We start from the raw sequence: 13,169 nt of genomic DNA on the forward strand, positions 1-13,169 counted from the left end.
CGTACAGGCAACCCGGCTCATAAACACCGAGGCGATACCATCGCGAGCAAGCCCGCTCCCACACGTGTTGTGCCGTGAATATTTAGAACACGACCGTCTTGTTGCCGCGTACCAGCACACGGTCTTCAAGGTGGTAACGCAGGCCACGGGCCAGCACCATCTTCTCGACATCACGACCGAAACGCACCATGTCTTCAATGCTGTCACTGTGGCTGACACGCACTACGTCTTGCTCAATGATCGGACCTGCGTCCAACTCTTCAGTCACATAATGGCAAGTTGCACCAATCAGCTTCACACCACGCATCGAGGCTTGGTGATAAGGCTTGGCACCAACGAACGACGGCAAGAAACTGTGATGAATGTTAATGACCTGGCCCGCATATTCACGGCACAGATCAGGTGGCAGGATTTGCATGTAACGCGCCAGTACCACAACTTCAGCAGCATGATGTTTGACCAGACGCGAGACTTCGGCAAAAGCCGGCTCTTTGTTCTTCGGGTCAACCGGTACGTGATAAAACGGAATGCCGTGCCACTCGACCATGCTGCGCAGGTCATCGTGATTGGAAATCACGCAGGAAATTTCGCAGTCCAGTTCATCGCTGTGCCAGCGGTGCAGTAAATCTGCCAGGCAGTGGGACTCGCGGCTCGCCATCAACACCACGCGCTTTTTCTGCGCCGTATCGGTGATGCGCCACTCCATCGAAAACTCTTCGGCGATCGGGGCAAATGCCTCACGAAAGGCCTCCAGCCCAAACGGCAGAGAGTCGGCACGAATCTCGTGACGCATAAAGAACCAACCGCTTTGGTCGTCCGAGTGGTGGCTCGCTTCAGTGATCCAGCCATTGTAGGAGGCAAGGAAATTGCTGACCTTGGCGACAATGCCGACGCCGTCGGGGCACGCAATAACCAACCGAAAAGTGCGCATGAGGGGAAAACTCCAAAAACTTTACTAAGGCCGCCATTCTAGCGAGTGCGCAGCAAAACTGCAGTATTCGTTACCGCCTGCTGCAGGCGCCACGGGGTCGCGTAGCCTTTGACCGCACGCCAGCATCGACGTGGCCTGCACTGCCTTTTATCGACAACTGCCAAGACTTATTAATCTACGTTATTAAGCCCATTGCACCCCGGCTATTAACTGTGCGCATACTTGGCAGCATTGAAGTTAATGAATAAAAATTTAAATTAATCAGCCCTTGCATGTTTACTTGCAGTAACTGTCTGACTACTATTGCGTCACTGTATCCCTGTAAACCCTTTTCAAGCTAAGGCTATCCTCATGTCCTTGATCAACGAATATCGCGCAACAGAAGAAGCTATCAAAGAACTGCAAGCCCGCCTGAAGAATCTGTCCGAAGACGACAAACTTCAAACCGAGCTGGAATTTGAAGGTAAATTGCGCACTCTGATGGGCGAGTACCAGAAATCGCTACGCGATATCATCGCCCTTCTGGATCCAGAATCCAAAGTAAGCAAAGCACCACGCGGTGTTGTTAAAACCACCGGCACCAAACGCGCCCGCAAGGTTAAACAATACAAAAACCCGCACAACGGTGAAGTGATTGAAACCAAAGGTGGCAACCACAAAACTCTGAAAGAGTGGAAAGCCAAGTGGGGCAGCGACGTGGTTGAAGGTTGGGCAACTTTGCTTGACTAAGTGATACCCGGCACGCAAATCGTTTTGCACTGCTAATAAAAACGCCAGCTTGCTGGCGTTTTTTATTGCCCGCTTTTTAATCCTCGCTATCACCTGGCAGGCTCAGCCCGACACGACGGCTCAACGCCTGCGCATAGCGCTGCCACTCACCCAGCAGCTTTAGCTGGTCTGGCGTAGCGCTACGCGACAGCTCATCCGTGGCCTGGGTGAAGTTAGCCAGCGTCATGGGGGCACCCATGACAGGATCCACCAACCGTTGTTGGCAGAACACATGCCAGCGTTCCAGCTCTTGTGCACTCAAGGTATGAGGGAAGTTTCGCGCCCGGTAGCGAAATAACAACTCGGGTAAACGCTCATCATCAAAAGGCCATGTATCTTTGGCCAGTTGCTCCGGATCACTGGCCCGGACTTGTTCACACAACCGACGGTCTCGATCACCGATAAAACCGTCATACAATTGCTGCTCGGGATCGTCACTGGGAACAAAGTCTTCGCGGGCATAAATGGCCGACAACTTATCTCGCCAAACTTCCTGGGTATCGGTAAGGCTGAGGGCGCGCGCTTGGTAGAGTGGCATGTCCAACTGCAAACGCTGTTGATCCTGTGCCCGCACTACATTCAAGGGTGCCACCACCGGACAACGATTAACGTGTATCAGCTTGAGCGGAACCGGCAACTGACCTTCCGGCAAATCTTCGCGGCGCGTATAAAGCATCTGGCGCAAAGTTTCTGCGTCCATGTCCAGTAATGGCTGAGGATCAAAGTGCAGATCGCAGACGATCAACGCATTACGATTCTTTGGATGCCATGCCAGCGGTAATACCACGCCGACATAATGTCTGGCTGCAGAAAAACGGCCTGAAATATGCACCATCGGTTGCAACAGACGAACTTGATCAAGCACCCGCTGTTTAGTCCGCAACTGGAATAACCAGTCATACAACTTGGGTTGTTTGTCGCGAATCAGCCGCGCCAGCGCAATGGTTGCCCGCACATCGGACAACGCATCGTGAGCCTGACCGTGATCAATTCCGTTGGCCGCCGTCAAACGCTCCAGCTTGAGCGTCACACGCCCGTCATCCTCTGGCCAGACGATCCCCTCAGGGCGTAGGGCATAGGCCGTGCGCACTACATCAATCAAATCCCAGCGACTGTTGCCGCCCTGCCATTCACGCGCATAAGGGTCGAAGAAATTTCGGTACAGGCTGTAGCGCGTGACCTCGTCATCAAAGCGCAGCGAGTTGTAGCCCGCACCGCAGGTGCCCGGCAACGCCAGCTGAGCATGAGTGCGAGTCATGAACTCCGCCTCGCCCAAGCCTTTGTCTTCGAGCCGGCCAGGGGTGATGCCCGTGATCAGGCAGGCCATCGGGTGCGGCAGAATATCGTCGCTGGGCTGGCAGTAGAGATTGACCGGCTGATCAATCTCGTTGAGTTCAAGGTCAGTGCGAATACCAGCGACTTGCACGGCTCGATCGCAGCGCGGATTGATGCCAGTGGTTTCGTAGTCGTACCAAAAAATAGAGGTCACGGGGTGTTCCTGAGCAGTAGACCCCGACAGTCTAGGCGCTCAAACACCTATGCAGAAGCCTGCAAGGGCTGAAAGCTGAAGTAGCGCTGCAAGGCACTGATCAGTGCGGTGTACTCGGCAGGCGGCTGGTACAGGATAAAGCCGGAGTCATAGCAATTGGGCGTCACATCCTCACGGCACCACAGGCAACGCGCCGTCAGGTCAATCAACTGCGGGCAGCCATCGGAACCGGGAAGCTTGAGCCGCAACTCGAAATCGGCGTCCACCAGCATCGGTAACTGACTGATCAGCATCAGCCCGCCGTCGGACACATTACCCAGAAAACCCACGGGTTTGTCCGTGAACCGATTGAGCACTTCCAAGTAATACGTCAGTTGCTGCCGTTCGATGAGCCGCTCAATAACCATATTCAAGATCACTATAGAAGGCCATTACGCATGGCCGCACCAGCACTTAAAAATGCCCTGCCCGCACACCTGAGCCAAAACCCGCGCCCAGTCTGCCCTGCACGCACCCGCTTGAAGCTCGGAGCAACGACCAGCCACCGAGCATTGACATCTCTTTGAATGACGAATGAACAATAACCATTCAAAGCCATTCAATATTAGTGAAACGAGCACAATTGACCAGTCATAATTTTGTGCATCATTGAATGGTTGCAGGCAGCGCCTGAGCCGTTGTCCCCGGCCCCGGAATGAATTTGAGAATACGCAGCGTCTCGATCCGCGCCTTGGCCCGATAGGCATACTCGCTCTTCGGGAACTCGTTGATGATGTATTGGTAGGTCTGGGATGCATCCAGGTAAAACTTCGTACGCTCCAGGCACAGCCCACGCAGCATTGCGGTTTGCGGCCAGATATACGGGCGACTGCGGCTGTCGCGATCAACCTCGGACAGTTCCAGCATCACTGCTTCACAGTTGCCTCGGTCATAGGCACGGTAAGCGCTGTTCAAATGGTGGTTCATCGACCAGCGGGTGCAGCCAGCCACAGTGCTGAGCAACAATAAAACGAGCAAAATTCGCATGGGTATCTCCTGTTCACAACAGTGTATCGACCCCACAGCCGAATTCTTCAAGGCAACCGACCCAATGCACCACAACTTAAGCAGAAAGTAGTGCAGAGGAACAATGACTACAGCCAAAGACCATAGTAGCCTTTGGCAGCGCTTGAACTCAGGAGTCTTTGCATGTCTGTTCGTCGAACCAAAATTGTTGCCACACTTGGCCCTGCCAGCAATTCACCAGAAATGCTGGAGCAGCTGATCCTCGCTGGCCTGGACGTTGCCCGTCTGAACTTCTCCCATGGCACTCCCGATGAGCACAAGGCTCGTGCCAAGCTGGTGCGCGAAATCGCCGCCAAGCATGGCCGCTTCGTTGCCCTGCTGGGGGACCTGCAAGGCCCGAAAATTCGTATCGCCAAATTCGCCAACAAAAAGATTGAGCTGAAAGTCGGTGATCAATTCACCTTCTCCACCAGCCATCCGTTGACTGAAGGCACCCAGCAAATCGTCGGTATCGACTACCCGGATCTGGTTAAAGACTGCGGCGTAGGCGACGAGTTGTTGCTCGACGACGGTCGTGTCGTGATGCGTGTCGACACCGCCACCGGCGATGCTCTGCACTGCACCGTGCTGATCGGCGGCCCACTGTCCGACCACAAGGGCATCAACCGTCGCGGCGGCGGTCTGACCGCGCCTGCCCTGACTGAAAAAGACAAGGCTGACATCAAGCTGGCTGCCGAAATGGAAGTCGACTACCTGGCCGTGTCGTTCCCGCGTGACGCTGCAGATATGGAATACGCTCGCCAATTGCGTGACGAGGCAGGCGGTACTGCTTGGCTGGTCGCGAAAATTGAACGCGCCGAAGCCGTGGCTGACGACGAAACCCTCGACGGGCTGATCGCAGCCAGCGATGCGGTGATGGTTGCCCGTGGCGACCTGGGCGTAGAAATCGGCGATGCCGAGCTGGTGGGCATTCAGAAGAAGATCATTCTGCACGCACGTCGCCACAACAAGGCGGTGATCGTTGCGACCCAGATGATGGAGTCGATGATCCAGAACCCGATGCCAACTCGCGCCGAAGTGTCTGACGTTGCCAACGCCGTTCTCGACTACACCGACGCCGTGATGCTTTCGGCTGAAAGTGCTGCCGGCGCATACCCGCTGGAAGCAGTGCAAGCCATGGCGCGTATTTGCGTTGGCGCTGAAAAGCACCCGACCAGCAAAACCTCCAGCCACCGCATGGGTAAAACCTTCGAAAGCTGCGATCAAAGCATCGCGTTGGCGGCCATGTACACCGCCAACCACTTCCCGGGTGTCAAAGCGATCATCGCCCTGACCGAAAGCGGGTACACACCGTTGATCATGTCGCGCATCCGCTCTTCGGTGCCGATCTACGCGTTCTCCCCGCACCGTGAAACCCAGGCGCGCGCGGCGATGTTCCGTGGTGTTTACACCGTACCGTTCGACCCGGCATCCCTGCCGCCAGAAAAAGTCAGCCAGGCTGCCATCGACGAACTGCTCAAACTGGGCGTCGTACAGAATGGCGACTGGGTCATCCTGACCAAGGGCGACAGCTACCACACCGTGGGCGGCACTAACGGCATGAAGATTCTGCATGTCGGCGACAAAATGGTTTAAGCCTTACACGGCTTAAACTCAAAGCCCCGCCTGATCACTCAGGCGGGGCTTTTTTATTGCGCCTGGCGCTTAACTGCGGGTCAAAAAAGCATCCGCCAGCAGTTGGTTACGGCCCAGCCCAGCCAGAAACAGACGTTTGGCAAACGCCTCGACCGTATCGGGATGGCCGCAGAGCAGAGCGTGGGTTTGACGTGAGGCAAGACGCAGCTGCAGCAGGTACTCGGGCAATTGCTGACGCTCAAGGTACTCAACCGTAAGGTTCGGACACGTCGCCGCCAATGCTGACAATTGATCCTTGAGGTAATACTCGCTCGCATCGCGGGCCACATGTACCAACCGAATCGGCCCCTGATGGTCTTGGCGCAACGCCTCGCGCAGCACGCCAAACAATGGCCCTAGCCCGGTGCCGGATGCCAGCAGCCATAGCGGCTGCTCCTGCCAGTCCGGGTCGTAACGCAGCGCACCGCCACGCAACTCACCCAGCCGCACACAATCGCCGACTTTAAAATGCCGGGCCGCGTCGACAAACTCACCGGGGTGAGCGCAATCGAGGTGGAATTCCAGAAAGCGGTCCTCTTCGGGCAGACTGGCCAGCGAATACGGTCGAGCGACACCGCAAGCGGTCCACAACACCACATGCTGGCCAGCGCGATAACGCAACGGGCGCTGCGGCGAAAGGCGCAACCGCAGCACGCTCGGGCTCAGCCAGTCCAGCGCCAGCACTTGTGCTGGCATGCCATCGCGCAGCGGGTCGAAGGCTTCAACCTGCAGGTCCTCGACCACCTGACACTGACAAGCCAGACGCCAACCCTGCTCACGCTGTGCCCGGCTCAATGCCTCGGGTTTGAGATCGGCCGGCTCGCCACGCACGCAGCGCACCAGGCAGGCATGGCAACTGCCAGCCCGGCAACTGTAGGGCACGGCTACCCCGGCCTGATTCAAGGCGTCGAGCAGATTGGTACTTTCGGCAACTGACCAGCGCTGGTCAGCAACGTGTAACTGGGGCACTTATAGCCTCCGTTGGGTAATTCCAGATCCGGGCACCGTGTAGCCGCTGCAGCAGGCTGCGATGGGTGGTGTAGCGACCCGCCCCCGGAATAAAAAAACAAAGATCCTTCGGCCCTTATCGCAGCCTTCGGCAGCGGCTACAAGTTTTGTGCGTGCGGGTGTATCAAAGAGTGTACCGGGTTATACTGCGGCGCCTTTTTTGTACCGGTCATGTGTGCCCGGTATGCCTAGCAAAGACCTAAACCAAGGTCGCAAACACCTTATTGATTGTATGTTCCCGTCTTATAGAGGAGCGCGACCCATGACCGTGATCAAGCAAGACGACCTGATTCAGAGCGTTGCTGACGCCCTGCAATTCATTTCCTACTACCACCCCGTGGACTTCATCCAGGCCATGCACGAAGCCTACCTGCGCGAAGAATCGCCAGCGGCCCGTGACTCGATGGCGCAAATCCTGATCAACTCGCGCATGTGTGCCACTGGCCACCGCCCGATCTGCCAGGACACCGGCATCGTCACCGTATTCGTACGCGTAGGCATGGATGTGCGCTGGACCGGCGCCACCATGGGCCTGGACGACATGATCAACGAAGGCGTGCGTCGCGCTTACAACCTGCCGGAAAACGTCCTGCGTGCTTCGATCCTGGCCGACCCGGCCGGTGCGCGTCGTAACACCAAGGACAACACTCCTGCGGTCATTCACTACTCCATCGTTCCGGGTAACACCGTGGAAGTGGACGTAGCGGCCAAGGGCGGCGGTTCCGAAAACAAGTCGAAAATGGCCATGCTCAACCCGTCCGACTCGATCGTTGACTGGGTGCTCAAAACCGTTCCGACCATGGGCGCGGGCTGGTGCCCACCAGGCATGCTCGGCATCGGTATCGGCGGCACCGCTGAAAAAGCAGCTGTGATGGCCAAGGAAGTGTTGATGGAATCCATCGACATTCACGACCTGATCAAGCGCGGCCCGTCCAGCCGTATCGAAGAGATGCGCATCGAACTGTTCGAGAAGGTCAACCAACTGGGCATCGGCGCCCAGGGCCTGGGCGGTCTGACCACCGTACTCGACGTAAAAATCATGGACTACCCGACCCACGCAGCGTCCCTGCCGGTGTGCATGATCCCGAACTGCGCGGCCACCCGTCACGCTCACTTCGTACTGAACGGCTCCGGCCCTGCATCCCTCGAAGCGCCACCGCTGGACGCCTACCCGCAAATCGTTTGGGAAGCAGGCCCGTCGGCCCGCCGTGTCAACCTCGACACCCTGACCCCGGAAGACGTGCAGAGCTGGAAGCCGGGCGAAACCGTCCTGCTGAACGGCAAAATGCTCACCGGGCGTGACGCTGCGCACAAGCGCATGGTCGAAATGCTCAACAAGGGTGAAACCTTGCCGGTCGACCTCAAGGGTCGCTTCATCTACTACGTAGGCCCGGTTGATCCGGTGCGCGACGAAGTCGTTGGCCCTGCCGGTCCGACCACCGCTACGCGGATGGACAAGTTCACCCGTCAGATCCTCGATCAAACCGGCCTGCTGGGCATGATCGGCAAATCCGAGCGCGGCCCTACCGCCATCGAAGCGATCAAGGACCACAAAGCTGTGTACCTGATGGCCGTCGGCGGTGCTGCGTACCTGGTAGCCCAAGCGATCAAAAAATCGCGTGTGGTGGCATTTGCCGAACTGGGTATGGAAGCGATCTACGAGTTCGACGTTAAAGACATGCCGGTTACCGTGGCAGTCGATAGCAACGGCGAGTCGGTGCACATCACCGGCCCGGCGATCTGGCAGAAAAAAATCAGCGAAAGCCTGGCTGTAGAAGTGCAATAAGCGCTTTATACGTCAGACACAAAAACGGCCAGGTTAATAACCTGGCCGTTTTTTTATGTCTGTACCGTGCTTTTCTGTGGGAGCGGGCTTGCTCGCGATGGCATCAACCCGACAACGCAGGTAAACCGCGTCGCCTGAATCGCAAGCAAGCCCTCTCCTGCAAGATCGGTACCTCTCAATCAGAACGCGTTACGGAAAATTTCTTCAATCTGCCCCTGATCAGCCTTGCGCGGGTTGGTGAAACCACAAGCATCCTTCAGGGCATTGGTGGCCAGAATCGGGATGTCATCCAGCTTGGCGCCCAGGTCACGCAGCCCGGCCGGGATTTCTACATCCCGGGCCAAGGTGCGAATCGCCGCGATGGCCGCCTGCGCGCCCTCTTCCGGGCTCAAGCCCCGCACATCGGCACCCAACGCGTGAGCCACATCGGTCAAGCGGGTCGCACATACACTGGCGTTAAACATCTGCACATGGGGCAGCAGCACCGCATTGCACACACCATGGGGCAAGTCATAGAACCCGCCCAACTGGTGGGCCATCGCATGCACAAAGCCCAGCGACGCGTTATTAAAGGCCATGCCCGCGAGGAACTGCGCGTAAGCCATGTTCTCGCGTGCCGTCAGATCCTTACCGTCGCTAACCGCCTGACGCAGGTTTTGACTGATCAGCTCCATCGCCTTGATCGCACAAGCATCGGTAATGGGGTTGGCAGCCGTCGACACATACGCCTCAATGGCGTGAGTCAGGGCGTCCATGCCCGTGGCTGCGGTTAGCCCTTTGGGCATCCCCACCATCAACTCGGGGTCGTTGACCGACAACAGTGGTGTCACATTGCGGTCGACAATGGCCATTTTTACGTGGCGCTCTTCGTCGGTGATGATGCAAAAACGCGTCATTTCACTGGCTGTACCGGCCGTGGTATTGATCGAGACCAGCGGTAATTGCGGCTTGGCCGAGCGATCAACCCCCTCGTAATCACGGATATGCCCGCCATTGGTGGCACACAGCGCAATGCCCTTGGCGCAGTCATGGGGCGAGCCGCCACCCAACGACACGATAAAATCGCAGTGATGTTGCTTGAGCACCACCAGCCCCGCCTCAACGTTGGCAATGCTCGGGTTCGGCTTGGCACCGTCGAAAATCACCGAATCAATGTCCTGCAGCGCCAGCTGCTCAGCGATCAGCGTCGCAACACCCGCCTTTGCCAGCCCCGCGTCAGTCACAATCAAGGCCTTACGAAAACCATAATTGCGAATAGCGGTCATGGCTTCAGCCAAGCAACCGTTACCCATAATATTTACGGCGGGAATAAAGAAAGTGCTGGTCATGTAGAGTCCTCTTGGCGGGTCATTGGCTAAGTCGGTCTCCACAGCTTCCTCCAATCACAATGCAGCAATGTTGATCTGGCTCAACACTTGAGCATGATAAAGTCCGACACCGCCCACGCCTTGAGACGAAATTGCGATGACCCCTTTCCAGGAATTTGATGCCGAACTAGAAGACTGGAATCAGTTGCGCACCAGCACACCGTGCAGCGGGCTGCTGATTGGCAACGGCGCAAGCATGGCCGTGTGGCATGACTTCTATTACGACTCGCTGTTTGACAAAGCCAAGAGCGTCGCCGAAAAGCCCCTCAGCCAGACCGAACTCAGCGTGTTCGAGGCCCTCGGCACGCGCAACTTCGAGCATGTGCTCAGCGCCCTGAAAACCGCGAGCAAGGTCAACAAGGCGCTGGCCATCAACTCGGCCTCGCCGCGCAAACGCTATTACGCCATTAAAGAAGCCCTGATCAACTGCACTCAAGACGTGCACATTCCCTGGCGCCTGATGCAGCCCGAAACCCTGGCTTGCTGGCATGCAGAACTGGCGCGCTACGCCAGTGTGTATTGCTCCAACTACGACTTGCTTGCGCCCTGGGCAGTGATGCAGGCGCCAAAACAGTTCAACGACCTGTTCAATACCCCCGGTTCGACCTTTGAACTGAGCAGTGCGGCCAAGGGTAAAACCACTCGTATGCTGTATCTGCACGGGGCGCTGCACCTGGTCAAAAATCAGGAAGGCAAGGCACGCAGAATCACGGCCAACGAACCCACCCTGTTAAGCAACTTTGCAATTAACCACTCGATCAGCGCACTGGACGATGTGCCGCTGTTTGTCAGCGAAAGCAGCAGCGACGACAAGCGAAAATCCATCCGCCAGTCCGATTACCTGTCTTTTTGCCATGAGCAGTTAATGGCGCATAAAGACGCGCTGTGCATCTTCGGCCACAGCTTGGGCGAGCAGGACCAGCACCTGATCGATGCCTTGCGCCAGGCCCCGCTGAAAACCCTGTGCATCTCGATCTATCCGCGCAGTGAAGCGTTTATCCGCTTTCAAAAGAACCATTACACGGCACTGTTTGCCGAGAAGAAGCTGACCTTGCGCTTTTTTAACTCGAAGACTCATCCGCTGGGCCTCAGCCGACACTCGGTGCCGGTAGAGGTTTAACCCTGGCCGAACGCCTCAATGCTTGTCTTTGATGACCGTAGTCGGCCCATTGTGTTTGACACTGGCAATGCCTTTGTCACGCGCAGCCTCTGACGAGTACATCTCGCTGGTGCCGATAATCTGGTGATTGGCCGCCTTCAGGTTGAAGTACGGACTACCATCCTTGGCCACTTTTCTCTCGTACCGCTCATCAAGCGGGCTGTTGGTCTGTACCGAGGCGATCCCGCCTTTGGCTGCCGCCAGCGTGGTGTAGTGCTCACTGACCAGAATGGTTTCGGCATTCGCCGCCTTCAACACAAAGCGGAACTGCCCATTGCTGGTATTGCTCAATTCGTACCAACCCGACATAACCTTCTCCTGAAATTAAGGGTTCCTGCACCTAGTCAGTAAAGACGCCATGGGCTATTTATCCATTTATTTGCCGAGATGAGCGAAAGTCGAACTTTCAACGAGACAAATAGCAATGGTTATCGATACCATTCGCGACTTATTTGCATCGCTGTGTTCACAAGGACCCTCATGTCTCGCCTTAAACCCGACCCGCCTGCGGCCGATTCCTTTCGCGAGTTCTATACGCAAATTTTGCACTTTCTGCGTAAGCGCACCGACAACACCAGCGATGCAGCTGACATGACTCAGGATGTTTTCACTCAATGGCTGGGTTATCAGGACCGGGCCAACGTCGAGCAGCCGCGGGCGTTTCTGTTCCAGATGGCGCGCAATCTGTTGCGCGACCACTGGCGCCGCCAGCAAGTGCGCCAGGCTGTACATCACCAGCACGGCGAGAGTGAATCCGAGCCCTTGAGTGACGAAAGGGATGATCCAATGGCTGCTGCCCAGCGTCTGCAACGCCTTGAACAGCTCAAAACCATACTCGCAGAACTCTCGCCCAGACGCCGTGAAGCCCTTATGCTGCACCGTTTTGAAGGCTTGAGTCAGGCACAGATTGCCGAGCGCATGGGGATCTCCGTCAGCATGGTAGAAAAGCACATTGCCTTGGCCTTGTTGCACTGCAAGCAGTATCAACAACGGGACAGCGGCAAGGAGCAGCCAAAATGAGCCCTCATCAAGCAGCAGGTCACGACAGCATCGACGAGCAGGCAGCCAATTGGTTTGCACGTAACCGCAACGAGCGCGACCACAGCACCCGCGAGCAATTCGACACATGGCATGCCAGCCCGGCCCATGCTCAGGCCTATGCCGAATTTGAGGCTCTGTGGGCGGATCTGGGTCAACTTGAACAGATCAACCAACCCATTGCGCTGCCTGTCCGCCCCCGGCGTTCAAACTTCGCCCTGGCCACCGCTGCCGCCGTGCTATGCGCCGTGTTTGCGCTCAATCTCGGGGCTCCAGTGGCGCTGCACCAGCAGCAGGTCAGTACTTTGGCCCAAGGCGGGCGCACCCTCCTGTTACCCGATGGCAGCACCTTGAACGTCAATGCCAATACCCGGCTGCGCCTGGAGTTCAACGCACAACAGCGCGATATTTATTTGGATCAAGGCCAGCTTTATATCGAGGTTGCAGCCAATAAGGAGCAGCCGCTAGTGGTACATGCTGGCGCTGCACGGATCAAGGTGGTCGGCACCGGCTTTGATGTACGACGCAGCTCGCGCCAATTGGTCGTCAGTGTCGCCCACGGCCAGGTTGCGTTTACCCCCGATGCAAAATCCTCAACCCTGCTGGGCGCACAACAACGCGCCACCTACGACTACGCCAAGAGCTCACTGCAAGAGCACTCCCTGGGTGCCGAAAAAGTGGCGGACTGGCGCAGTGGCCACCTGTCATTTCGCAATCGCGAACTGGGCAGCCTGGTGGACGAGCTGGACCTGTACCGCCCCGGCGTGATCCAACTGGCCGCTGGGCCACTCGCTGCCTACAAGGTCTCGGGCAATCTGGATATCAGCGACCCACTGGCCCTGGTCAAGGCTCTTCCTGCACTGATCCCGGTAAAAACCGTGCTGCAGGACAACGGAACAATCCGTATCGAACCTCGCTAAAAAAACATATGCGAATATTTTTCA

The 13,169-nt window shown here is 56.9% G+C and carries 13 protein-coding genes; 6 read left to right on the forward strand and 7 right to left on the reverse strand.

The features are described from left to right. Positions 1–82: 82 nt before the first annotated feature. Positions 83–931 (reverse strand): formyltetrahydrofolate deformylase, encoded by an 849-nt coding sequence (gene purU / locus N7D90_RS17830; protein WP_261739237.1) that lies wholly within the window; start codon positions 929–931, stop codon positions 83–85. Between the two features lie 351 nt (positions 932–1,282). Between purU and mvaT the strand changes: the two genes are divergently transcribed. Further along, a complete protein-coding gene (mvaT, locus tag N7D90_RS17835; protein ID WP_016782206.1) occupies positions 1,283–1,660 on the forward strand; it encodes a histone-like nucleoid-structuring protein MvaT in 378 nt (125 codons plus the stop codon). A gap of 76 nt (positions 1,661–1,736) precedes the next feature. Here mvaT and sbcB read toward each other — a convergent pair whose 3' ends face one another. The 3 genes from sbcB to N7D90_RS17850 all read right to left on the reverse strand — a co-directional run bounded on the left by sbcB (position 1,737) and on the right by N7D90_RS17850 (position 4,214). Continuing rightward, complete coding sequence (sbcB, locus tag N7D90_RS17840) at positions 1,737–3,188, reverse strand: exodeoxyribonuclease I (protein WP_261739238.1); 1,452 nt, start codon at positions 3,186–3,188, stop codon at positions 1,737–1,739. Between the two features lie 47 nt (positions 3,189–3,235). Further along, positions 3,236–3,595 carry a PilZ domain-containing protein gene (locus N7D90_RS17845; RefSeq protein ID WP_261739239.1) on the reverse strand — a complete coding sequence of 120 codons (360 nt, stop codon included), beginning with the start codon at positions 3,593–3,595 and terminating at the stop codon, positions 3,236–3,238. 238 nt (positions 3,596–3,833) lie between these two features. Then, positions 3,834–4,214 (reverse strand): tetratricopeptide repeat protein, encoded by a 381-nt coding sequence (locus tag N7D90_RS17850; RefSeq protein ID WP_261739240.1) that lies wholly within the window; start codon positions 4,212–4,214, stop codon positions 3,834–3,836. 162 nt (positions 4,215–4,376) lie between these two features. Here N7D90_RS17850 and pyk point away from each other — a divergent pair, with 162 nt between their 5' ends. Further along, positions 4,377–5,828 (forward strand): pyruvate kinase, encoded by a 1,452-nt coding sequence (pyk, locus tag N7D90_RS17855; protein ID WP_261739241.1) that lies wholly within the window; start codon positions 4,377–4,379, stop codon positions 5,826–5,828. Positions 5,829–5,897: 69 nt separating this feature from the next. Here the strand turns inward: pyk and N7D90_RS17860 are convergent, their stop codons facing one another. Next, the gene (locus N7D90_RS17860; protein ID WP_261739242.1) at positions 5,898–6,836 is read right to left on the reverse strand and encodes an iron-sulfur-binding ferredoxin reductase; all 939 of its coding nucleotides are present in this window, start codon (positions 6,834–6,836) and stop codon (positions 5,898–5,900) included. A 301-nt stretch (positions 6,837–7,137) separates the two neighbouring features. On the opposite strand from N7D90_RS17860, the gene N7D90_RS17865 reads away from it, so the two are divergent. Further along, positions 7,138–8,661, forward strand: a complete 1,524-nt coding sequence (locus tag N7D90_RS17865) for a fumarate hydratase (protein WP_261739243.1) — start codon at positions 7,138–7,140, stop codon at positions 8,659–8,661. Positions 8,662–8,840: 179 nt separating this feature from the next. On the opposite strand, the gene yiaY is transcribed toward N7D90_RS17865, so the two are convergent. Next, on the reverse strand, positions 8,841–9,989 hold the full coding sequence (yiaY, locus tag N7D90_RS17870; RefSeq protein ID WP_261739244.1) for an L-threonine dehydrogenase: 1,149 nt from the start codon (positions 9,987–9,989) through the stop codon (positions 8,841–8,843). 136 nt (positions 9,990–10,125) lie between these two features. Between yiaY and N7D90_RS17875 the strand changes: the two genes are divergently transcribed. Continuing rightward, on the forward strand, positions 10,126–11,148 hold the full coding sequence (locus N7D90_RS17875; RefSeq protein WP_261739245.1) for a DUF4917 family protein: 1,023 nt from the start codon (positions 10,126–10,128) through the stop codon (positions 11,146–11,148). 15 nt (positions 11,149–11,163) lie between these two features. Here N7D90_RS17875 and N7D90_RS17880 read toward each other — a convergent pair whose 3' ends face one another. Then, positions 11,164–11,496: a YegP family protein gene (locus tag N7D90_RS17880; protein ID WP_261739246.1), complete on the reverse strand. Its 333-nt coding sequence runs from the start codon at positions 11,494–11,496 to the stop codon at positions 11,164–11,166. 171 nt (positions 11,497–11,667) lie between these two features. On the opposite strand from N7D90_RS17880, the gene N7D90_RS17885 reads away from it, so the two are divergent. Together N7D90_RS17885 and N7D90_RS17890 are read left to right on the forward strand one after the other, a co-directional pair. Continuing rightward, positions 11,668–12,207: an RNA polymerase sigma factor gene (locus N7D90_RS17885; protein WP_261739247.1), complete on the forward strand. Its 540-nt coding sequence runs from the start codon at positions 11,668–11,670 to the stop codon at positions 12,205–12,207. Further along, a complete protein-coding gene (locus N7D90_RS17890) occupies positions 12,204–13,145 on the forward strand; it encodes a FecR family protein (protein WP_261739248.1) in 942 nt (313 codons plus the stop codon). Before N7D90_RS17885 ends, N7D90_RS17890 begins: the two co-directional genes overlap by 4 nt. Positions 13,146–13,169: the final 24 nt, after the last annotated feature.

The sequence above is a fragment of the Pseudomonas fragi genome, from assembly GCF_025426255.1.
Lineage (GTDB): Bacteria > Pseudomonadota > Gammaproteobacteria > Pseudomonadales > Pseudomonadaceae > Aquipseudomonas > Aquipseudomonas kulmbachensis.

What these genes read in the sequence shown, in the direction of transcription:
- purU (WP_261739237.1), bottom strand. Translation starts at nt 931, where the DNA reads ATGCGCACTTTTCGGTTGGTTATTGCGTGCCCCGACGGCGTCGGCATT.
- mvaT (WP_016782206.1), top strand. Translation starts at nt 1,283, where the DNA reads ATGTCCTTGATCAACGAATATCGCGCAACAGAAGAAGCTATCAAAGAA.
- N7D90_RS17845 (WP_261739239.1), bottom strand. Translation starts at nt 3,595, where the DNA reads ATGGTTATTGAGCGGCTCATCGAACGGCAGCAACTGACGTATTACTTG.
- N7D90_RS17850 (WP_261739240.1), bottom strand. Translation starts at nt 4,214, where the DNA reads ATGCGAATTTTGCTCGTTTTATTGTTGCTCAGCACTGTGGCTGGCTGC.
- pyk (WP_261739241.1), top strand. Translation starts at nt 4,377, where the DNA reads ATGTCTGTTCGTCGAACCAAAATTGTTGCCACACTTGGCCCTGCCAGC.
- N7D90_RS17865 (WP_261739243.1), top strand. Translation starts at nt 7,138, where the DNA reads ATGACCGTGATCAAGCAAGACGACCTGATTCAGAGCGTTGCTGACGCC.
- yiaY (WP_261739244.1), bottom strand. Translation starts at nt 9,989, where the DNA reads ATGACCAGCACTTTCTTTATTCCCGCCGTAAATATTATGGGTAACGGT.
- N7D90_RS17875 (WP_261739245.1), top strand. Translation starts at nt 10,126, where the DNA reads ATGACCCCTTTCCAGGAATTTGATGCCGAACTAGAAGACTGGAATCAG.
- N7D90_RS17880 (WP_261739246.1), bottom strand. Translation starts at nt 11,496, where the DNA reads ATGTCGGGTTGGTACGAATTGAGCAATACCAGCAATGGGCAGTTCCGC.
- N7D90_RS17885 (WP_261739247.1), top strand. Translation starts at nt 11,668, where the DNA reads ATGTCTCGCCTTAAACCCGACCCGCCTGCGGCCGATTCCTTTCGCGAG.
- N7D90_RS17890 (WP_261739248.1), top strand. Translation starts at nt 12,204, where the DNA reads ATGAGCCCTCATCAAGCAGCAGGTCACGACAGCATCGACGAGCAGGCA.